Source organism: Streptomyces sp. NPDC002499 (assembly GCF_053595415.1).
The window spans coordinates 199,850-220,030 of record NZ_JBSFXO010000014.1 but is presented as its reverse complement, the minus strand read 5'-3'; the positions used below and the strand labels follow the sequence as shown (position 1 = coordinate 220,030).

Genomic DNA, 20,181 nt, shown 5'->3' with positions numbered 1-20,181 from the left:
CGCCCGAGACCTAGACTACATGTCCAATCTCTGGACTAAAAGTCCAGAGTCCACGGCGCCGCCGCACTCGGGACGCCGTCCGCCTAGGACACCGAGTCGTGTGTCGCCGCGTGCACCAGCGCCTCCCTCGCCGCGTGCCGGTCGCCGACCGTCTCCCACCAGGTGTGGGTGTGCATCTCCTCGGCCAGCCGGCGGCACCGCTCACGCGCGTCCGACAGCCGCTCCCGCTGCTCGCCGGTGATCTCGGCCCGCCCCGCCGCGACATCGGCGCCGCTGGGCAGGTGCGAGGCGATGTCCTGGCAGTGGGCCAGCGCCCTGGTGAAGGTGCGCCGGGCGGCGACCAGGTCGCCGGGTATGACGAACTCGCCCACGGTGAACGGCCGGGAGAACTCCCAGGACGGCGGTTCCGTGTGCCACAGCGAGGCGTCGAGGGGCCGTTCGTCGTCACGCGCCCGCGCGAGCTCCGCCCGGACGTCCGCCTCCGTGCCGTCCCCGGTCCCCGGGTCGAGCGGTCGGCGTACGGGATCCGCCGCTCCTCCCCGGCGCTGCGTCGGCACCCCGGGCAGGGGTTCCGGGCGGCCTTCGAGGAACTCCTCCTTGTCCGCCGGGGTGACCCACATGTGCCAGCCTCGGCGGCCCGCCGGGTGGGGCAGGTAGAGCGAGACGAGTTCACCGGTGGCCGTGCGCCGGATGACGTCGTCGTAGTAGAGACCGCGCACCGGTTCCCACAGCCCGTGCCGGCCGCCGCACCTGCTGGTGCCCTGGCGTGGGCACGGGACCGGGTTGGTCCAGTCGCAGCGGGACATGTGCAGCTGCTTGATGCCGCCGCGCACCGGCAGGGCCGCGCGGTCGGTCACGTCACGCCAGCTCTGTACGTTCAGCCGGGCCCAGGGGGCGCGGTCGATGGGGATCGCGTTCTCGTTGTTGACCAGCCACAGCGGGGTGAGCCCGGCCTCGCGCGCGCCGCGGGTGCGCTCGTCGACGGATCCGCCCGCGATCGCCGAGAGCTGGATCTCGTAGCCGAACCGCCTGCTGTCGGTGCCCTCCACGGTCACGTCCGTGCGCCGCTTCCCGCGCCGGCCGTCGTCCGGGCGGGTGACGCGGAACCCTTCTCCCCCGGCGACCTGAGCGGTGTATTCCTCGAGTGCCTTGTGGAGATCGCTCTCGGCCTTCGTCTCGGGGCGCTCGCCCTTGGCCACATGCATCCCGTGCGGACGGCCGTCGACCTTGCGGATCGCCATGAAGCCGGGGCAGATGAAGCCCTCGTCCTCATGGGCTTCCAGGCAGTACAGAAGATCCGGCTGGTAATTGCCGTAGATCTCGTCGAGCAGCCCCGGGTATTCCGGGTGCCCGAGATCGGCCTCGGTGAGGTCGAGCGTGATTCCGAGGCCCCTGTGCCAGACGCTGTAGGTCATGCTTCGAGCGTAGGACGCGCCACTGACAACGGGGTTCGGGCGGCCGGGCATGAAGGGGCCACGGAATTGCGTTCGTTGATATAACGGGAATCGCCGGGCAAGAGCAGGGCGGCTCGCGTCCGGCATGTTCCTAGCGAACGAGGACGTAATGCTCCGTATTCATTTCACCCCCCACGACCTGCAGAGCATCCGGATCCTGCGGCGCCCGGACCCGCTGTGGGAGCTGGTCTGCAGTATGTGTCGACTGAAGACCGGACAGGGACCGCTCGAATTCGGTCAGTGGCGTCGTTCGGCACGTTCGAGAATCGCCGGTGAACCGGCGTTGAGAGAGGCCCTGCAGCCGCTGCGGTCACTGATCCCCAGCGCGGGCTACATCCCCGATTTCCTCACTCCCCCGATCTCCGGCGCGGAGTTGACCGCAGGCCTCGACGAGGTGCGTGCCACTCCGCGCCGACGGGTGGTGCGCGAGCTGACGCGGCTGAGCGGGACTCGTTCGCTGCCCGCCTGGACGACCGGGCTCGGCCGCCCCGGCGACGGTGGACTGGCCGCCCTCACGCGCGCGCTGGGGGTCTATTTCCGCACCCTGGTGGAGCCGCACTGGTCCCAGGTGCGCGCGATGGTCGGCGACGACCTCGACCGGCGCACGAAGACGCTCCTGGACGGCGGCACCGTCGCGCTCCTGAACGGGCTGCATCCGCATGCCCGTTGGCGCTCCCCGGTCCTCGAGGTGGACTACCCCGTGGACCGCGACCTGCATCTCCAAGGGCGCGGGCTGCTGCTGGTCCCGTCGTACTTCTGCTGGGGGAGGCCGACGGCGCTGGCGGACCCGGAGTTGGCGCCGGTGCTCGTGTACCCGGTGTCGAAGACCCCGCTGGACGTCTCCCGCCGGACCGGGGAGTCGCTCGTACGTCTGCTGGGACGCACGCGTGCAGCGGTCCTGGCCGACGTGGCCGAGCGGGAGGGCCGGACCACCTCCGAGGTCGCCGAGGCGGTGGGCCTCTCCCTGCCGAGCGTCAGCCACCAGCTCGGCGTGCTGCGCGAGGGTGGCCTGGTCGACAGCCGACGCGCCGGCAAGTACGTCCTGCACTCGGCGACCCCGCTGGGGCTGCGGCTGCTCGACGCGGGGTGAAGGTGCCGCCCACGCGCGCGTGGAGCTTTTGCAGCCCCCGTGCGCGTACTGCTCGGTCCGCGACGCGCGCGTGGTGAACACTCCCGCACGGCACCCCCGTCGATCAGTCGACGCTCGTCCAGCGTGAGGAGTCCGCGGCACTGCGTTCGACGGCCCGCATCACGCACTGGACCTGGAGGCCGTCGGCGAACGAGGGGCTCGGCCGGCTCCCGTCCTCCGCCAGCGCCGTCAGGAAGTCGTGGACCTGGTGGACGAACGCGTGCTCGTAGCCCAGGCCGTGACCGGGCGGCCACCAGGCGCTCAGGTACGGGTGTTCGGGATCCGTCTCCAGGATCCGGCGGAATCCCGCCTCCGTCTCCGAATCGGTGGCGTCGTACAGCTGGAGCTCGTTCATCGCCTCGAAGTCGAAGGCGAGCGACCCTCGTGACCCGTTCACCTCGATCCGCATGGCGTTCTTGCGTCCCGTGGCGAAACGCGTCGCTTCGACCACGACGAGGGCACCGCCTTCCAGCCGACCCGTGAACGCGGTCGCGTCGTCGACGGTCACCTGGCCGCGCTGTTCCCCTGCGCTCGCCGACAGCCCGCTGGACTCCGTCGGCAGCGGGCGCTCGGTGACGAATGTGGCCTGTACCGCCGACACCCCGGTGAGCCGCTCGCCGGTCAGGTGCTGGAGCAGGTCGATGACATGCGAGCCGAGGTCGCCCAGCGCGCCGGAACCGGCCTTCTCCTTCCGCAGCCGCCACACCAGCGGGAACTCGGGGTCGACGATCCAGTCCTGGAGGTACTGGGCTCTGACGTGCCGCACCTTGCCGATCACGCCCTCGGCGATCAGCCACGCGGCGTGGGCCAGCGCGGGCACGCGCCGATTGTTGAAACCGACCATCGACCGGACGCCCGCCTCCGCGGCCTCCTGGGCTGCCGCGGCCATCCGCTCGGCCTCCTCCACCGTGTTGGCGAGGGGCTTCTCGCACAGCACGTGTTTGCCGGCGGCCAGGGCGGCGATCGCGATCTCGGCGTGCGAGTCGCCGGGCGTGCAGATGTCGACGACGTCCACGTCGTCGCGGCACACCACCTGCCGCCAGTCGACCGCCCAGTCGCCCCACCCCAGCCGCTCGGCGGCCCGCGCCGTGCCCTTGGGGTCACGGCCGCAGACGACGGTCATGTCGACGTCGAAGGGCAGGTCGAACACTCGGGGTGCGGTGCGCCAGGCCTGGGAGTGCACGGCTCCCATGAACGAGTGGCCGATCATCGCCACCCCGAGGCGGGGGCGGCCGGGCACGGGGTCGGGCGAAGGGCGGGGCACGGGATCTCCGTATCGGTAGGGCGTCAGGCGGACGCGGCGGCGGGCGGTGTCCGGTGCGGGGCGAGGGCGCCGCGGACCGACGGCCAGGCGGCGAGGGCGGCGCGTACGTCGGGGCGGCTCTCCTCACGCAGGGCCGCCGCGTACGCTTGGTCGAGCACGTCGTCGACGAGTACGCGACGGCCGGTCCTGGCCGACTCCACCGCGGCCTCGACCATCGCCAGGCTCATGGTGTTCTCGTGCACCTCGCCCATGGGCACGCTGCCGGTCCGCAGCGACTCGACGAAGACGCGCAGCGCCCCGGCGATGTCGGAGTACGGGGAGCGGGGCCGCTCGGCGGGTTGTACGTCGGCGACGAGCACGGGCTCGTGGTCGCCGTCCCACTGCGCCGAGCCCTTCTCGCCGCTCGCCCGCCACACCCCGTTCCACGACGTCTCGGCGCCCGGACTGCACCAACTCCCGTTGTACGCATAGCGCGCACCGCCCTCCATCTCGAAGACGGCGCTCGCGGCGGCGTCGCCGGCGTACCAGCTCCACGGCGGGTTGTACGCCTGGCAGTAGGCGGAGACCGGATCCGCTCCGAGCAGGAAGCGGGCCGAGTCGAAGGCGTGGATGGCCATGTCGATCAGCAGCGGGTACGCCATCTCCTCGCGGAAACCGCCCATGTGCGGTGCTTTGAAGAACTCGGTCGTCAGCGTGCCGATCGCGCCGAGTTCCCCCAACATCCCACGCAGGGCGAAGAGTTGGGGGTTCCAGCGCCGGGACTGGCTCACCATGAACAGTTCGCCGCTCACCTCGGATGCTGCGGCCAGGGACAGGGCGTGGGCCAGGGTGTCGGCGATCGGTTTCTCGCCGAGGACGGGCAGTCCGGCGAACAACGCGGCGGTGGTGACGGGGTGGTGGGCCACCGGGACCGTCACGTTGACGAGTGCCTGGGCGCCGGTGTCGGCCGCGAGCGCGACCGCGTCGGCGCCGACCGGGAGGTCCGGCAGGCCCACAGCGGCGGCCGACCGATGGGCCGCGTCCAGGTCGAGGTCGACGATGCCGACGAGTTCGGCCTCGGGTGCGGCGGTGACGGTGGTCAGCCACTGCTGTCCCATGGAGCCGGCGCCGACCACGATCACGCGCAGGGGGTTGTCGGGCCCGCAGGGAATCGTCCGGTGGGTCATCGAAGCGGCCCCGAGTAGTCCACGCCGTTGAAGAAGTCGTCGGTGTCGTAGCGCAACAGCACCGGGACGGCGCGCTCGGGCCGGTCCGTACGCGCCCACTGGACGCCGTTGGCGATCACCCGTCGGATGCCCTTGTTGTGGTAGACGGGGTAGTCCTGGTCGCCGGGGCTGAAGTAGAAGATCCTGCCGTGGCCGCGACGGAAGGTGCAGCCGCTGCGGATCACCTCGCCGCCCGTGAACGAGCTGACGAAGACCAGTTCGTCCGGGACGGGGATGTCGAAGAACTCGCCGTACATCTCGTCCTCGTCGACGACGAGCGGATGCGGAACTCCCTGGGCTATGGGGTGAGTCGGGTTCACCGTCCACACCAGCTCGCGGTCGTGCTCGTTGCGCCAGCGCAGGGTGCAGCTGGTGCCCATGAGCTTGACGAAGATCTTCGACCAATGGCCGGAGTGCAGTACCACGAGGCCCATGCCCGACAGGACGTGCCGGTGCACCCGTTCGACGACCTCGTCCGACACCTCGGCGTGGGCCGCGTGTCCCCACCAGGTGAGGACGTCGGTCGACGCCAACACCTCTTCGGTCAGGCCGTGTTCGGGGTCGTCCAGCGTGGCCGTGCGTACGGTGCAGGCATCGCCGAGGTTCTCCTTGATGCCCTCGGCGATCGTGGTGTGCATGCCCTGCGGGTAGATCTTGGCCACGTGCTCCTCGATCTTCTCGTGGCGGTTCTCCCCCCACACGGTCACGCGGATCGGGGCCGGGGGCGGTGCGGAAGACGTGGTCACAGGAGTGTTCTGCCTTTCTCCGAAGTCGCCCTGGGGGCGGGTCATTTGACGGCTCCGCCGGTCACGCCGGTGGCGATGTAGCGCTGTGCCACCAGGAGCAGTACGAGAGCCGGGACCGAGGCGAGGGTCGCGGTGGCCATCACCGCGTTCCAGTCGCTGACGTGGGCGCCGAGGTACTGGTAGAGGCCGAGGGTGACGGGGCGGACGTCCTCGGTCGTCGTCAGGGTCAGCGCGAAGAGGAAGTCGCTCCAGGTGAACAGGAACGTGAACAGCCCTGCGGTGATAAGGGCGTTCCTGCTCATCGGCAGGACGATCGAAACGAACGCCCGGACCCTACCCGCCCCGTCCACCCGCGCCGCCTCGATCACCGAGGACGGAATGTTGCCCATGAAGGCCCGCAGGATCAGGATCGCGAACGGGATGCCCGCGGTGGAGTCGGCCAGGACCAGGCCGGGGATCGAGTTGAGCAGCCCGAGATCGTTGTACGCGCTGTAGAGGGCGTTGGCCACGACGATGCCGGGGACCATCTGGCTGATCAGGATCCCGAACAGCACGGGTCCGACCCAGCGCGCGTCGACATGGGCGAGCGCGTACGCGGCCGGGCTGGCGATGATCAGACTGAACACCACGCTCCCCACCGCGACGAGCAGGCTGGTCAGGAGGTTCGACCCCTGCTGGCTCAGCGCGGTGGTGTAGCCGTCGAGGTTCAGGTGGGTCGGGAACCAGGGTGTGCTGACTGCGGTGTTGGCCGGCTGGAGGGAGACATTGACCATCCAGTAGACCGGGAAGAGCATCACGGCCAGGATCAGCGCGCCGATCGCGGTGTATCGCCAGGGCCGCCGGGAGCGCCGCCGTTGGACGGGTGCGGATGTGACGGGTCGGACCGGTGTGTGCGTGACAGTTGCCATGGCGGCCTCACTGCTCGACGGCGCGACGGTTCGCGCGCAGGTAGAGGACGGCGAAGACCAGCGAGATAACGATGAGGATGTTGCCGAGCGCGGCACCCTGTCCGAAGTCGAACTGCTGGAAGGAGAGTTGGTAGGACTGGCTGGCGATGGTCTGCGTCGCGTTCGCCGGTCCGCCGTTGGTGAGCCCGAGGATGACGTCCAGCACCTTGACCGTGTAGACGACGCCGAGCACGAGCACCACGCTCACCACGGGACGCAGCAGCGGCCAGGTCACGTGCCGGAACGCCCGCCAGCCCGTGGCCCCGTCCAGGGCCGCCGCCTCGTACAACTCCTCGGGGATGTCCTGGAGTCCGCCGTAGAGGATCGCGACGTTGAACGGGATCCCGATCCAGATGTTCACCACGATTACCGCGAACAGCGCCAGCGAGGTGCTGGTCAGCCAGCCGGGGCGGTCCTGTACGAGGTGCAGGGCGCCGAGGAAGCGGTTGAGGACGCCGTTGTCCTGGTCGAGGATCCAGCGCCACACCGCGCTGGAGACGATCAGCGGCACCAGCCACGGCAACAGCAGCAGGGAGCGCAGTACACCGTTCAGCGGGAACCTGCGGCGGAAGAACAGGGCGATGGCCAGGCCGATGAGGAACTGCCCCGCGATCGAACCCACCGTGAACAGCACGGTGTTGAGGAGTGCCTTGTCGAAGACGGAGGACGAGATGACGGCCCGGTAGTTGGCGAGGCCGACCCAGGGCGCCTCGCCGGTGTAGAAGGTGCTCGTGGTGTAGTGCTGGAACCCCATGACGACGTTCTTCACGACCGGGTAGCCGAAGAAGGCCACCATGTAGGCCACGGCGGGCAGCAGGAACAGCAGGTGGGACTGGCCCCGCCGACCGCGTTTCCGCAGGCTCCCGAGCCTCCGGCCCGCCGGGGCGCTGTCCGTGGCCTGCACGGCATGCTCCTTGGCCCGCACCGCTCGGCGCAGTACGTCAGCCATCCTGGGCCTGCTTCAGTGCCTTCGCCGGAGTCGCCCCCTGGGTGAGCGCGGTCTGCATGGCGGTGTAGATCTTGGTGGCGGCCTTGGGCCAGTCCTTGCCCAACTCACCCGTGCGGGCACGTGCGTTGCGCACCTGGTCGGTGAAGGCCTTCATCCTGGGCTGGTCCGCCGCGAACTTGTCCATCAGCGCGGTCTTCGTCGGCACGGTCTGGCGCTGCTCGGCCAGCGCCAGCTGGTTCTTGTCGGAGTTGAGGCAGGCGACGACCTTGGCCGCCTTGTCCTGGCGCTGCGCGTTGCCGGTCTGCGGGACGGTCCAGGTCTCACCGCCCAGCGGGACGACGGGAGTTCCGCCCGCCTTGGGCACGGGGATCTGGACGACGTCGTAGTGCAGGCTCGTCTTCTTGTCGAGGACCGGGAACTGCCAGGGGCCGTTGACCATCATGGCCGCGTTGCCCGCCGCGAACTGGTCGTTGACGTCGGCCTGGCCCCAGCTGACCACGGACTTGGAGGCCGATCCGCTCTTGACCAGGTCCACCCAGAGCTGAAGGGCCTGCGCCGTCTGTGGAGTTGCGATGTCCTTCTCGTCGCCGCCGTTGGACCACATGAACGGCAGGAACTGCCAGGTGCCCTCGTAGGTGGCGGGCGCGGAGAAGGCGATGCCGTACCGCTTGCCCGAAGTGAGCTTCTTGGCGGCCGACTTGAGCTCGGCCCAGGTGGTGGGCGGCTTGACTCCCGCCTTGTCGAGCATGTCCTTGTTGTAGAACAGGCCGATGGTGTTGGTGACCGGTTGCAGGCCGTAGAGCTTGCCCTGGTAGGTCGAGGCGTCCACCACGCCCTTGGCGTATCCGTCCGCCTTCAGGCCGAAGTCGCCGAGCGGCGCGAGGGCGCCGCTGGCGGCGATCTGTTGCAGGTCGGGGTTGTCGAGCATCAGGACGTCGGGCAGGGTCCGCGACGAGGCCTGTTGCAGCACCTTGGGTATCAGGGAGGGGCCGGCCACGGCCTCGCGCTTGATCGTCACGCCGTTCTGCCGCCCGCACGCGTCCAGGACCTTCGCGTAGATCCCCTTGTCGGGCTGATCGGCGTAGTAGTCCATCACCCGCAGCGTGTCGGCGCCGCCGGACGATCCGCTGTTCGAGCCACAGGCGCTCAGCGCGAGCGGCGCCATGAGCGCGAGGGTCACCGTCAGTGTCGTTCTGCTGGAGATCGCTCGTCGTCGAGCCATGTTCTTTCTCTCCTCGGTCGGCGCTGTCTCGGCGGACCGCGCGGGGTGTCGATGCGTATCGACAGCAATGACGCGTCATCCCCTTTGACACGAAGCAGTGGGGATCAGCGGGCGGACATGCTGGTCTGACGCAGGGTCAGACGCGGGGTGACCAGTTCGACGGTCGAAGGGGCGGGCACGCTCTCGCGGTTCAGCAGCCGGAACAGGATCCGCATCGCGCGGCGCGAGACGTCCCTGGGTTCCAGCGAGAGGTTGGTGACGGGGGGTGTGGAGGTCTCGGCCGTGCGGTCCGTGCACAGTCCGATGACGGACAGGTCGCGGCCCGGCACCAGACCGCGGTCCAGCAGGCTCTGGAGGGTCGGCTGGATCAACTGCGGGTCGGGGACGACGAGTCCGAGCCGCTCGCCCCCGCCGGGCAGCGGTTGCGCGAGCGCCTCGTCCAGGGCCGCCTCGGCCCCGGCCCGGCTGGTGTCGGGCGGGCTCACCTCGGCGTAGGCGATGCCGTGCGCGGCGGCCGACTCCTCGGCTCCCCGCAGGAAGCGTCGGACGAAGTTGACGTCGCGCGCCATGACATCACGTGGGTAGCCGAGCAGGACGACACGGTCGTGCGCGGAGGCGGCCAGCTCGTCCACCGCCATGCGTCCGGCCAGTGTGTAGTCCAGGTCGACGCAGTACAGGCCCGCGGGATCGTCCGGCACGCCGATCAGGATGACCGGCACGCTCAGGTTCGCCGCCACGGGGATGCGCGGGTCCTTGGAGCCGACCTCCATCAGCACGATCGCGTCGCACAGGGACTGGTCGCTGAGCCGGGTGAGGCCCTCGGCGCCCTCGTCCTCGGTGGCCAGGATGACGTTGTGGTCCTCTTCCCGGGCGCACTTGGTGATCGTCTCGATGAAGGGCAGCACGCCCGTCATATCGGCACCCGGCGCGAACGGCACCACCAGGCCGATGACTTGGCTGCGCTGACTCGCCAACGCCCGCGCACCGGCGTTCGGTTGGAACCCCAGCGTCTCGATCGCCTCCTCGACCCGGCGACGGGTCTCGGGGGATATCGAGCGGCGCCCGCTCATGACGTAGGAGACCGTGCTCTGCGAGACCCCCGCCAACCGGGCCACATCCCGGCTCGTGACCATGCGGAGCACCTCCCTCGGTTCCCTCGGCGTCGATCGCGGTGTCGATGCGTATCGACTGACTGGGACGAGACTGTAGGGAGGCGCCGCGAACGACGGCAAGGGTCGTGCAGGAAAAGAATCGGCCCCGGTCGCCCACGATCGCCGTGTCAACCGCGTCGGCTCGGGGACGGAACGTCGTAAAGCCCCAGCTCGTCGGCGTCGGGGGCCTGGAAGAGCCTCGCGTACTCCTCCAGCGACGCGCGGCCGACCAGGGCCGCCGCCGGGTCGCCCGCGCGGGCACGGGCATCGAGGCGTCGGCACAACTCGTGGGCGTGCGCCCACAACCGCCCCTCTAACCGGGCTCGCATACGCTTCGCCTGGCGAGGGTCGTCTTGCCGGACCCGGGCAGCCCGCACAGCAGGATCAGCCCGGGCTCTGGGCTCGCGACCATCGGGCGCCTCCATGGCCGGGCGGCATGATCGCGCCCGCTTATTCGTTTGCCGCCGGTCGGGCCGCTCGGATAGGAAGCTCGCATGCTAACGGGCAGCAAAGTCGGGCTCAGGGCCCGGCACGAGGACGACATTCCGATCCTTCAGGCCGAACTCCACGACGACGTGGCCAACTTCTCCCGGTCCAACGGGCGGCCGTGGCGGCCGATCACGCCGGGTTCGAAGGACTCGCCGTTCGCGGTCGACGACAAGGAGCAGGCGTACGCCCCGTTCTCCGTGGTGGAGCTGGAGGGCGGCACGCTGGTCGGCGACGCGACGCTGTGGAAGATCGACACCCACAACAGGTCCGCGCACCTCGGGCTCGGGCTGCTGCCCTCCGCCCGAGGCAAGGGGTACGGCACCGACGTGGTCGCGGTGCTGTGCACGTACGGCTTCGTCGTACGCAGCCTGCAACGACTGCAGATCGAGACGCTGTCGGACAACGAGGCGATGCTGCGAGCCGCCGAGCGCAACGGCTTCGTCCGTGAGGGCGTGCTGCGCTCCGCGGGCTGGGTGATGGGCGAGTTCGTGGACGAGGTGCTGCTCGGTCTCCTCGTCCACGAGTGGAAGCCGGACTCGAAGGGCTAGAGCGGGGGCGAAGGGTCGGGGCAGGGGCGAAGGGTTCGGGGGCGGAGTTCTGCCGGCGCCCGCCTCACCTCGTCGACACCGCCACGCGCGGGCCCGCCGTCTCGCTCCGTGGTGCCGGGATCGTGCCGAAGTCCGAGATATCCAGCAGCACTTGCTGGAGCCTGCGGCGAAGGTCCGTCATCGTTCGGCGCGACTGGGGCGTGTCGGCGTAGATCGAGTTCATGTGGAGGCCGGCGGTGTCCCGTTGGAACCAGGAGGAGGTTCCGTTGGAGCGTGATGCCCATACGTGGGTCGTGGGCCGCCAGTTCTCGTGGTTCTCCGCTCCCGGGCACTTCCGCATGTCGGCGTAGGAGAAGAAGTTCACCGGGAACGGCCAGGTGCGCTTGGCGAAGTCGTCCGGCGCCAGCAGTTCCCACACCCTGACGAACGGCACGTCGATGCTGCGCAGCATGTCCGCGAAGCCGGCCCGCACATTGGCCACCACCTCGGCGAAACTCTCCTCCTCCGCCGCGGAGAACTCGATGGGCATGGTGTTGACGAACCATCCCATCGAGCCCAGCCAGTCGCCCTTGCCGCGCTCGCTGACCGGCATCAACCCCCGGTAGACACCGGGACCGCCAGCCTGCCGGAGCGAGATCGCGACCGCGGCCAGCACCCCCATGAACGCCTTCCCGCCGACCGCGCGGCAACGGTTCTCCAACTCGGCGGTCTGCCGGGCGTCCAGGAGCGGGAACGCCTCGTTCACCGTGGGATACGTACGTCCCGGATCGATACCGAGATCGAGCGGGAACCGCGGGAAGAACTCACCGTTGCGCGCGATGAAGGACTTCCAGTAGTCCAGCCGCCTGTCGCACTCGCTGATCGACAGGTACCGCCGGCGCTGCTCCTGCGCGAAGTCCAAGTAGCTGCCGACACTGGGAAGTACGACGTCACCGCCGGCCGCGTACGCGGCGTACGCGGTCTGGATGTCGCTGACGACGTTCGGCATCGACATGCCGTCGCAGACGATGTGGTCGAAGGCGAGGTACACCGTCGACGACTCGTCCCGGACCACCGCTCCCATCAGGAACAGCGGCCAGGAGAGCGTGTCGATCCGCTTCTTGAAGCTCTCGGACAGAAACGTCCGGAGTTCGTCCGTGGACTCGAACTCCCCCACCTCGACCGGCGTCAGGCCGATGTCCCGCGGGCCGAGCGGCTCGCACGCCAACTCGCCCGCCAGCCGCCGGAACTCGCACCGCAGCACCTCGTGCCGCCGCACGAAATGCAGCAGCGCGGATTCCAGCGCGCTCCGGTCGAGGGTCCCCGACACCTCGAACGCGACGGCGAGCCAGGAGGAGAACAGATCGTCCGCCTTGCGGCCTTCCTCGGCCACGCTGAAATGCTTGTCCTGATTGAACGAGGCCCGTCTGACCGGCCCGTCGCCGCCGCTGCCGGCCTGCTCCCCCGTCCGCCCGAGCTGCCACTCCACCAGGCGCCCGGGCGCCAAGTCGAGTGCCTCCAAGGGAAACTGCCTCATGCTGGCTCTCCCGCCACCTAAGAACGACTCTCTGGACGGGTAACGACTGTCCGGTGATCAGGTGGCGACGTCGGCGCGGCAGCATGTGCCGGAGCTACGAGATGCGGGTGGCCGGGTGGGCCCGTGGTGGTCGCCTCACGACCCCGCGGGCGGGGCGATCCCGACGCGTGTCGGCCCACCTTCATCGGCTGACAAGGCCGGACTCGCCGCAACCCCGATCGACCGCATAGGCGCGCAGGTCGGGGGTACCCGCATCGGTGATGTCAGGCTCACGTGAATGGAGATCGCCGGTGCTGATGGCCCACCCCGCCGTGTTGAAGGACCTGGTCGAGCAGTACGAGACCCTGCGCGCGCTGCACGCCGAGAACGGCAGCCCCGCCGCACGACGCCGGATGGACGACGTCGCCTACACGTTGTGTGTGTCCACCGGTACCCGGGACGTCGACGCCGCTCTCGTGGTCGCCCGGCACCGACTGTCCGGCGCCCGCCCCCAGGACGACTCCGTACTCACCGCCGGCTGACGTCGTACCTCCGCGGTCTTCCGTCACTCCTCCGCTCAGGTCATCGCTGCTTCGTGCCGAGCCGTAGGTCGACCTCGTTCTCCTGGTCCCCCGACGCCGAGCCACGTTCCTGTACGGCGAACGCCACGTCCAGGGCCTCGCGGAGGCGGTCCACGGCGACGTAACTGCCTTGCAGAGTGGCGGAGACCAGGCCCTCCAGCGGGATCGGGCCGGTCGGGATCCACTCCTGCGTCGGCTCGAACTCCGCGGTCCAGACGGCTGATCGGTCTCCCGGCTGGTCCTGGGGCACGTCCTCGGGGGGTCGGTCGGTGGGGAACGCCATGCGCAGGACGCCGAACACGGTGGCGGCGTCCTCCTTGGAGGCTCCGGTGAGAGACACGGTGGCCATCGGGCTCACTCTCCTTGAATGGCTTGACTGGCGCAGCCGTGGGCGGGCGCCGGCAGAACGCCGGTGCCCGCCCACGTGTACTGCGGAGTGACGATCAGACGCGTCCGTCTCCGTAGTAGCCGCCGACCTGCTCGTGGTAACCCGCGTCACCGACGTGCTTGTCCTTGTCGAACTCGGGGGAGTTCTTGATCTCGTCCTTGGTGCGGCCGACGTGGACCGTCCGCTCCGCGACGTCGATGGACGAGATGACGCCGGCGGGGAGCAGAACCTGCTTGCCGAAGATCCAGACTCCGGTGTCGACGACGATGTACGCCGCCCCGACGTCCTCGGAGTGCTTGTCGACCTTGCCGATCGAGCCGTCGCTCGCCTCGACCTTGAAGCCGGTCAGATCCATCCCCGTCTGGTGGCCGGTCTCGGCCTGATAGCCCCACATGTTGTCCGTCATACAAAACCTCCCCTTGCAATGCGTGAATACCGAGGAAGCCCGTCCGATATTTCGGTGGGCGACCCTCGGCGGGACGGGTGCCCCTCGTTGCCCGTCCCACACTCATCCATTTATTGATGGCGAACCCTGCGCCACCGAATATCGGGGCGGGCTGTGGTCATGGCTGATCGTGCGGTCAAAAGGCACAGGTCAGCGACGGCGCAGCATCATGACGATGAGGACAATGACAATGATGAGGACGACGGTACCCAGACCTATGTACACGATTTTCTCTTTCCTTCGGGAAGCGGCGCCCATCGGTGCCGCGGAGTACCGAGTGCCCCGGATAACGCGTTTCAGCCCTCACACTTCCTGATGCCATTTCTGGGGCACCGCGGGCGGGATATCCATCCACCGAGCGGTGAGGAGTCGTTGTCCGGGTACCCGGCACACGATCAGGCGGTGGCAGGAGAAGACCAGTTGATCGCCCAGAAGGACAGGTGAGTACCCATGACGACAGAAGGCACCCCCCGCACCGGCAACGGAGCACAGGAACCGGTCGGCGACCTGGTCCAACGTGCCTCGCAGCAGTTGTCCCAGTTGGTCCGCGACGAAATGCGCCTGGCTCAGGCGGAGATGGTCCAGAAGGGCAAACGCTTCGGCAAGGGCGGCGGACTGTTCGGCGGCGCCGGTCTGATGGGTGTTCTCACCCTCCAGGCCCTGGTGGTCACCGTGATCGCCGCGCTCTCGCTCGTCATGGATGTGTGGGCGGCGGCGCTGATCGTCACGGCCGTCCTGGCCGCGGTCTCCGCGCTGATGGCGACTCTCGGCAGGCAGCAGATCAGCAAGGCATCCCCGCCGACGCCGGAACAGACCATCGACAGCGTCAAGGCCGACGTGGCCGAAATCAAGGAGAAGGCACACCGATGACCCAGGACAAGCCGCACACGGGCGATGAGGCAACACCCTCCCCGGAGGAACTGCGCCAGCAGGTCGAAGCGACCCGAGAGGAACTCGGCGAGACCGTCGAGGCGCTCGCGGCCAAGGCCGATGTCAAGGCCCGCGCCCAGGAGAAGACGGACGCCGTCAAGCAGCAGGTCGAGGAGAAGACCGCACAGGCCAAGGCCCAACTGCGGGACAAGGCATCACACGTGGCCCAGGTGGTGCAGGACAAGACCCCGGAGACGGTGCGGGCCAAGGCCGGCGCGGCCACGGAACAGGTCCGCGACAAGGCGGTTCAGGCCGGGCAGCTCGCGCGGGAGAAGACCCCGGATCCGGTGCTCGAGAAGGCGGACCAGGGCATGCGCGCGGCACGCGCCAACCGCGTCCCGCTGCTCGCCGCGGCCGGCGCGTTCATCGCGCTGCTGCTCATCCGCCGGTCCAGGAAGCGCCGTTGAGAAACGTGGGAAGAGGGCGCACAGAGCCACTCAGCATGGTCCTGTGCGTCCTCAACCTTCTGAATCGCCCAGGTCAGCGCACCCTGCCCCGCGGCTTCAAGGCCACCGGCGGCAGTTCGGGCGCCGGGATCGGGTCACCGTCGTAGCCCTTCACCTCGCCGAAGCGTGTTCCCGTCATCCAGTCCGTGCGGGCCTGCTCGATCTCCTGCTGGGTGCGGCCGATCCAGTTCCAGAACATGATCAGTTCCTCCTCGAACGGCTCACCGCCCAGGAGCATCAGCCCGGCGTCCGACTCGGCCCGCACCGGCAGTTCGTCGCGGCCGCAGCCGAGGTAGAGCATCGAACCCGGCAGCAGGGGCACACCGTCGACGCGGGTCTCGCCGGACATGGCGAGCACGGCGTACTCGAAGTCCCGCTCCAGCGGGACGCGTACGTCCGCTCCGCCGGCCAGCGTCAGGTCGGCGCCGACGATCGGGGTGTACGTCGTGCCGGGCGAGGTCGCGCCGTCGAGGTCGCCCAGGATCAGGGTCGCCTTGAGGCCCGGTGCCGTGACGACCGGGAGTTCGGCGTGGTGCTCGAAGCGCGGATCGGTGTGGCGGTGACCGTCCGGAAGAGCGACCCACAGCTGCGCGCCGTGCAGGAACCGCGCGTGCGGACGGGGGCTCTCCTCGGAGTGGCTGATCGCGCGCCCTGAGGTCATCAGACCGAGCTCGCGCGGGCGGATCGTCTGGAGGCTGCCGGTCGAGTCACGGTGCAGCACCTCGCCGTCGTGCAGCCAGCTCACCGTCTGCAGACCCATGTGCGGGTGCGGCGGGACCTGCATGCCGGACTCGTCGGCGATGTCGTCGGGGCCGTAGTGATCGACGAAGCACCAGGCGCCGACCATCCGGCGGCCCAGGTTGGGCAGCAGACGACGGACCTCGGTCGACGCGCCGAGCTGCACCCGGCGAGGGCTGAGAAGTTCACGCACGGGCTCCGCCACCACGAAGCCACGACCACCGCACAGGGCGGGAACCGCCTCGCGATCAAGATTGCTCATGTCCCACAACCTAGCCCCGTCGGAGCCGTTCCGTCAGTCAGGGCGAAAATAGTAGCCATGTATATAGTAGCCATGTACTGTATCCGCCATGAGCAAGGGTTCCGGTACAGATTCCGAGAAGGCGACACCCGGTGCGCTGGTGTGGCGCCTGTCGATGAAGTGGCGGGTCGCGGTCGACCGGGCGGTGGCCCCGCTGGGGCTCACCCACGCGCAGTACGTCATGGTGGCCTCGCTGTACGGGCTGCGGCGGGCCGGGGAGCGCCCCAGCCAGCGGCGCCTCGCCGACGTCACGGGACTCGAGCCGCTCTACGTGTCGAAGCTGGCGCGCGCTCTCGAGGCGGCCGGCCTGGTCGAGCGGGACCGGGATCCCCGGGATCCCCGCGCCGTACAACTGGCACTCACCGAGCAGGGCCGCGAGGTCACCGGGCGCGCGATCAAGGTCGTACAGGGGCTGTTGCGGCAGTTGCTGGCGCCGCTCGGCGGTCTGGACAGTCCGCGCGCCAAGGAGTTCTCGCGTGACCTGGCGACCCTGCTCGACGCACCCCTGGACCCCTTCGCGTCCTCCGCGCACGACGAGAACGAGCACGACGACATCGAGCATGACGACATCGAGACGGAGCAGTCATGACCACCACCGCACCCACCGTCAACGGCCAGGTCATCGGCCTCGCCCACTACGCGGGTCGCGCCGTCCTGGAGAGCGTCCTGGCCCTCCACGGCGCCACCTTCCAGCAGCAGATCACCCTCAACCGGGTCACCGGGGGTCCGGTCGAACGGGACGCCCTCGTCGAGGAGGTCGCCGACGCGCTCAAGGTCGGCACCGCCGAGATACAGGGTGTCGTCGCCGAGCTGATCGCCAAGGGGTCGCTGGCGCCCCAGGCCTCGCAGGTCCGGCTCACGGACACCGGGAAGGCGTTCCACGCCGAGGTGTCGGCCGAGGTCGGGGAGATTTCCGCCCGGCTCTACGCCGGTATCCCGGCCGAGGACCTGGCGGTGGCCGGCGGCGTGCTGGCCCAGGTGACCGAGCGGGCCAACGCGGAGCTGGCCGCGCGCCGCTCCTGACGCACCCACCCCTCCCGGGATACGTACCGCCCCTCCCGAGGTAGTGGAATATTCAATCAACTCCTCCAGTTGAGCAGGCCGAAGGAGGCAACGAGTGGACACCACGTACTACGACCACGGAACACCGGCGGAGCGCTGGGAGCGCGCGCAGCTGTTCTTCGACGCCAAGGACTTCACGGCCGCCGCACGGGTGCTGGACGGGCTGGTCGAGGAGGTGCCGGAGCAGACCGGGCCCCGGCTGCTGCTGGCTCGGGCCTACTACCACTCGGCCCAACTGAAGCGCGCGGAGAGCGAGTTGCGGGTCATCGTCGAGCGCGACCCGGTGGAGCACTACGCCCGGCTACTGCTCGGCCGGACGCTCCAGCGGCAGAGCCGGGACGAGGAGGCCGACTCGCACCTGCGGATCGCCTCGGCGCTCGCGGGTGACTTCGAGCAGGTCTGAGCCACACCGCACGACCGACCCCCGGGTCGCCTCCGTATCGAGGTGGCCCGGGGGTCGTCCGTCATTTGGCCGCCACTGTCCCCCGCCGGTGGGCGATCTCGCCCAGGAGGATGTCGGCCGCGATGAAGGCGGCCAGGGGGATGCCGAGCAGCGGGACGAAGTAGCCGAGGACGGCGATGACGGCGACGCACGGGACGAGGATCTGCGGGGGCACGTTCTGCCAGGCGCCGCGCGGTATGGGGCGGCCGAAGGAGGAGCCCCGGCCGCGCTGCCACCACATGCGGTAGCCCCAGACGATCAGCAGGATCAGGGAGGCCGCGAGCAGCATCAGGGCGATCTGGTTGACCAGGCCGAACAGGGAACCGGTGTGCAGGTCGATGCCCCAGCGGGTCAGCTTGGCGAGCAACGGGTAGTCGGCGAACCGGAGTTCGTCGGTGACCTTGCCGGTGCTCGGGTCGACGGCGACGGAGTCCTGCTTCTCGGGCCAGCTGCGCTGGACCTGGCGGACGACGTACGCGGAGTTCTCGTCGGCGGGCGGGACGATCTCGACGGGGTCGCCGAGGCCTTTCGCGCGGGCCGCCGCGAGCACGGTGTCGAGGCCGACGCCGTGGTCGGCGTCCCCGGTGGTGGTGGCCGCCCCGTGCCCGGCGTGCTCGCCGCCGGCCGCCGCGGAGACCGACGGGGTGGACTGGCCGAGCGAGGTACGCAGTTCGTCGATGTTGGCGCCGGCGTACGTCGACCAGGTCAGGCCGGTCGCCGAGAGGAAGATGAACCCGGCCGCCGCCCAGACCCCGACGGTGCCGTGCAGACCGAGCGTGCGGCGCCGGCCGCTGGTGCCGCGCACCTTGCGCAGCGCACGGCGGCGGGAGAACCACAGCACCAGACCGCCGCCCGCGATGACCCACAGCCAGCTCGCGGCGAACTCGCTGTAGAGCCGGCCGGTTTCGCCGAGCCGCAGGTCCCGGTGGAAGTCGTCGATCCAGGTGCGCAGGGGCAACGCGCCGGTCGAGCCGTACTGTTCGAGGGCCCCACGCACCTTGCCGGTGTACGGGTCGACGAAGACCGCGAGCGTGTGGTCCGCGTCGACGCCCGCGACGCCCGACAGCAGCACCCTGGTGGTGGCGTCGGACTCCGGGGAGGGGCGTACGGCGGACACGGTGCCCTCGGGGTGGGCCGCGCGGGCGGCGGTGACCTGCTCGGAGATGGGCAGCTTGGTGTCACCGACCTTCGCGACGGTCATCTCATGGGCGTACACCAGCTTCTCGGCCTGGAACGAGCCGGCGTAGAGGAAACCGGTGACGGCGGCGACGAGCAGGAACGGTGCGACGAACACTCCGGCGTAGAAGTGCAGGCGCAGCACCAGGGGGCGCAGCGGGGCCCATCTGGAGGGGGTCGGCGCGGGGACGGCGGCGGGTTGCGGGGCCTCGTCCGTGGTGGTCGGTGGCGCGGTGGACATCGGCGGGATCTCCGGGGGACGGGGACGGTGTGTGACTGTGGCGGTCCAGTAGTCGGGGGCGGAGGGCGTCGAGTTCCCGGCGACACAAGTGGCGTACGTCACAGGGCGTGGCGGTCGTGGCGGAACGTCATGGCATCCTGGCCCGATGGCAACTCCCCGTGACCTCGCACCCCTTGTCGACCTGGTCGAGGAACTCCTCGCGACCGATGGCCCGTTGCCGATCGTGGCCGCCGGTGACCCGGTCCTGCGCAAGAGCACCGAGCGCTTCGACGGTCAGCTGGACCCGGCGCTGCTGGCCCGTCTCGTCGAGGCACTGCGGGTCACCATGCACGCGGCACCGGGCGTGGGCCTGGCCGCGCCGCAGGTCGGGGTACCGCTGCGGATCGCGGTGATCGAGGACCCGGCGCCGGTGCCGGACGAGGTGCGCATCGCCCGGGGCCGGGTGCCGCAGCCGTTCCGGGTGCTGGTCAATCCGTCGTACGAGCCCGTCGGCGGCGAGCGGGCCGCGTTCTTCGAGGGCTGTCTGAGTGTGCCGGGGTGGCAGGCGGTGGTGGCCCGGCACGCCGAGGTGCGGCTGACGGGCGAGGACGAGCACGGGCGCGCGGTGGACGAGGTGTTCAGCGGCTGGCCGGCGCGGATCGTGCAGCACGAGACGGACCATCTCGACGGCCTGTTGTATCTGGACCGCGCCGAGTTGCGCTCGCTGTCCTCGAACGAGGCGATGGCGGAGCGGTGGACCCGGCCGACCCCGGAGGAGGCGGCGCGGGAACTCGGCTTCGAACTGCCGTAGCCCGCCCGAGCATTGCCTTTCACACGCGGCGCGGGGACCACC

General features: G+C 69.7%; 23 protein-coding genes. 9 read left to right on the top strand and 14 right to left on the bottom strand.

The window, feature by feature from the left end; translation table 11 throughout:
* Positions 1–83: 83 nt before the first annotated feature.
* Positions 84–1,415: a competence protein CoiA family protein gene (locus ACWD5F_RS36150; RefSeq protein ID WP_451260544.1), complete on the bottom strand. Its 1,332-nt coding sequence runs from the start codon at positions 1,413–1,415 to the stop codon at positions 84–86.
* A gap of 322 nt (positions 1,416–1,737) precedes the next feature.
* On the opposite strand from ACWD5F_RS36150, the gene ACWD5F_RS36145 reads away from it, so the two are divergent.
* On the top strand, positions 1,738–2,544 hold the full coding sequence (locus ACWD5F_RS36145) for an ArsR/SmtB family transcription factor (protein ID WP_451260543.1): 807 nt from the start codon (positions 1,738–1,740) through the stop codon (positions 2,542–2,544).
* Positions 2,545–2,647: 103 nt separating this feature from the next.
* Here ACWD5F_RS36145 and ACWD5F_RS36140 read toward each other — a convergent pair whose 3' ends face one another.
* The 8 genes from ACWD5F_RS36140 to ACWD5F_RS36105 all read right to left on the bottom strand — a co-directional run bounded on the left by ACWD5F_RS36140 (position 2,648) and on the right by ACWD5F_RS36105 (position 10,396).
* A complete protein-coding gene (locus ACWD5F_RS36140) occupies positions 2,648–3,793 on the bottom strand; it encodes a Gfo/Idh/MocA family protein (protein WP_401712857.1) in 1,146 nt (381 codons plus the stop codon).
* Positions 3,794–3,870: 77 nt separating this feature from the next.
* Positions 3,871–5,013, bottom strand: a complete 1,143-nt coding sequence (locus ACWD5F_RS36135) for a Gfo/Idh/MocA family protein (protein WP_451260542.1) — start codon at positions 5,011–5,013, stop codon at positions 3,871–3,873.
* The gene (locus ACWD5F_RS36130; RefSeq protein WP_451260541.1) at positions 5,010–5,798 is read right to left on the bottom strand and encodes a ThuA domain-containing protein; all 789 of its coding nucleotides are present in this window, start codon (positions 5,796–5,798) and stop codon (positions 5,010–5,012) included. Before ACWD5F_RS36130 ends, ACWD5F_RS36135 begins: the two co-directional genes overlap by 4 nt.
* A gap of 41 nt (positions 5,799–5,839) precedes the next feature.
* Positions 5,840–6,706, bottom strand: coding sequence for a carbohydrate ABC transporter permease (locus ACWD5F_RS36125; protein WP_451260540.1), 867 nt, complete (start codon positions 6,704–6,706; stop codon positions 5,840–5,842).
* Positions 6,707–6,713: 7 nt separating this feature from the next.
* On the bottom strand, positions 6,714–7,694 hold the full coding sequence (locus tag ACWD5F_RS36120) for a carbohydrate ABC transporter permease (protein WP_451260539.1): 981 nt from the start codon (positions 7,692–7,694) through the stop codon (positions 6,714–6,716).
* Positions 7,687–8,916 (bottom strand): sugar ABC transporter substrate-binding protein, encoded by a 1,230-nt coding sequence (locus tag ACWD5F_RS36115; RefSeq protein ID WP_451260538.1) that lies wholly within the window; start codon positions 8,914–8,916, stop codon positions 7,687–7,689. Before ACWD5F_RS36115 ends, ACWD5F_RS36120 begins: the two co-directional genes overlap by 8 nt.
* A gap of 104 nt (positions 8,917–9,020) precedes the next feature.
* Complete coding sequence (locus ACWD5F_RS36110; RefSeq protein ID WP_451260537.1) at positions 9,021–10,058, bottom strand: LacI family DNA-binding transcriptional regulator; 1,038 nt, start codon at positions 10,056–10,058, stop codon at positions 9,021–9,023.
* 137 nt (positions 10,059–10,195) lie between these two features.
* Entirely contained in the window at positions 10,196–10,396 is a 201-nt protein-coding gene (locus ACWD5F_RS36105; protein ID WP_451260536.1) for a hypothetical protein, read from the bottom strand.
* A gap of 165 nt (positions 10,397–10,561) precedes the next feature.
* Between ACWD5F_RS36105 and ACWD5F_RS36100 the strand changes: the two genes are divergently transcribed.
* Positions 10,562–11,104, top strand: a complete 543-nt coding sequence (locus ACWD5F_RS36100; protein ID WP_451260535.1) for a GNAT family N-acetyltransferase — start codon at positions 10,562–10,564, stop codon at positions 11,102–11,104.
* Positions 11,105–11,168: 64 nt separating this feature from the next.
* On the opposite strand, the gene ACWD5F_RS36095 is transcribed toward ACWD5F_RS36100, so the two are convergent.
* Positions 11,169–12,620, bottom strand: a complete 1,452-nt coding sequence (locus ACWD5F_RS36095; RefSeq protein ID WP_451260534.1) for a condensation domain-containing protein — start codon at positions 12,618–12,620, stop codon at positions 11,169–11,171.
* A gap of 290 nt (positions 12,621–12,910) precedes the next feature.
* Between ACWD5F_RS36095 and ACWD5F_RS36090 the strand changes: the two genes are divergently transcribed.
* Complete coding sequence (locus tag ACWD5F_RS36090) at positions 12,911–13,141, top strand: DUF5133 domain-containing protein (RefSeq protein WP_451260533.1); 231 nt, start codon at positions 12,911–12,913, stop codon at positions 13,139–13,141.
* A 40-nt stretch (positions 13,142–13,181) separates the two neighbouring features.
* Here the strand turns inward: ACWD5F_RS36090 and ACWD5F_RS36085 are convergent, their stop codons facing one another.
* The gene (locus ACWD5F_RS36085; protein WP_451260532.1) at positions 13,182–13,529 is read right to left on the bottom strand and encodes a hypothetical protein; all 348 of its coding nucleotides are present in this window, start codon (positions 13,527–13,529) and stop codon (positions 13,182–13,184) included.
* Positions 13,530–13,623: 94 nt separating this feature from the next.
* Positions 13,624–13,974 (bottom strand): PRC-barrel domain containing protein, encoded by a 351-nt coding sequence (locus ACWD5F_RS36080; protein ID WP_451260531.1) that lies wholly within the window; start codon positions 13,972–13,974, stop codon positions 13,624–13,626.
* A gap of 489 nt (positions 13,975–14,463) precedes the next feature.
* Between ACWD5F_RS36080 and ACWD5F_RS36075 the strand changes: the two genes are divergently transcribed.
* On the top strand, positions 14,464–14,883 hold the full coding sequence (locus tag ACWD5F_RS36075; protein WP_401710970.1) for a phage holin family protein: 420 nt from the start codon (positions 14,464–14,466) through the stop codon (positions 14,881–14,883).
* Positions 14,880–15,350 carry a DUF3618 domain-containing protein gene (locus ACWD5F_RS36070; protein WP_451260530.1) on the top strand — a complete coding sequence of 157 codons (471 nt, stop codon included), beginning with the start codon at positions 14,880–14,882 and terminating at the stop codon, positions 15,348–15,350. The genes ACWD5F_RS36075 and ACWD5F_RS36070 overlap by 4 nt, the downstream gene beginning before the upstream one ends.
* A 73-nt stretch (positions 15,351–15,423) precedes the next feature.
* Here the strand turns inward: ACWD5F_RS36070 and ACWD5F_RS36065 are convergent, their stop codons facing one another.
* The gene (locus tag ACWD5F_RS36065; protein WP_451260529.1) at positions 15,424–16,389 is read right to left on the bottom strand and encodes a pirin family protein; all 966 of its coding nucleotides are present in this window, start codon (positions 16,387–16,389) and stop codon (positions 15,424–15,426) included.
* Positions 16,390–16,477: 88 nt separating this feature from the next.
* Here ACWD5F_RS36065 and ACWD5F_RS36060 point away from each other — a divergent pair, with 88 nt between their 5' ends.
* From ACWD5F_RS36060 to ACWD5F_RS36050, 3 genes are all read left to right on the top strand, one after another.
* The gene (locus ACWD5F_RS36060; protein ID WP_451260528.1) at positions 16,478–17,017 is read left to right on the top strand and encodes a MarR family winged helix-turn-helix transcriptional regulator; all 540 of its coding nucleotides are present in this window, start codon (positions 16,478–16,480) and stop codon (positions 17,015–17,017) included.
* A complete protein-coding gene (locus ACWD5F_RS36055; protein ID WP_451260527.1) occupies positions 17,014–17,451 on the top strand; it encodes a MarR family transcriptional regulator in 438 nt (145 codons plus the stop codon). Before ACWD5F_RS36060 ends, ACWD5F_RS36055 begins: the two co-directional genes overlap by 4 nt.
* Positions 17,452–17,545: 94 nt before the next feature.
* Complete coding sequence (locus ACWD5F_RS36050; protein ID WP_451260526.1) at positions 17,546–17,893, top strand: tetratricopeptide repeat protein; 348 nt, start codon at positions 17,546–17,548, stop codon at positions 17,891–17,893.
* Between the two features lie 61 nt (positions 17,894–17,954).
* On the opposite strand, the gene ACWD5F_RS36045 is transcribed toward ACWD5F_RS36050, so the two are convergent.
* Complete coding sequence (locus ACWD5F_RS36045) at positions 17,955–19,349, bottom strand: PepSY-associated TM helix domain-containing protein (RefSeq protein WP_451260525.1); 1,395 nt, start codon at positions 19,347–19,349, stop codon at positions 17,955–17,957.
* Between the two features lie 145 nt (positions 19,350–19,494).
* Between ACWD5F_RS36045 and ACWD5F_RS36040 the strand changes: the two genes are divergently transcribed.
* On the top strand, positions 19,495–20,139 hold the full coding sequence (locus ACWD5F_RS36040) for a peptide deformylase (protein ID WP_451260524.1): 645 nt from the start codon (positions 19,495–19,497) through the stop codon (positions 20,137–20,139).
* Positions 20,140–20,181 lie beyond the last annotated feature (42 nt).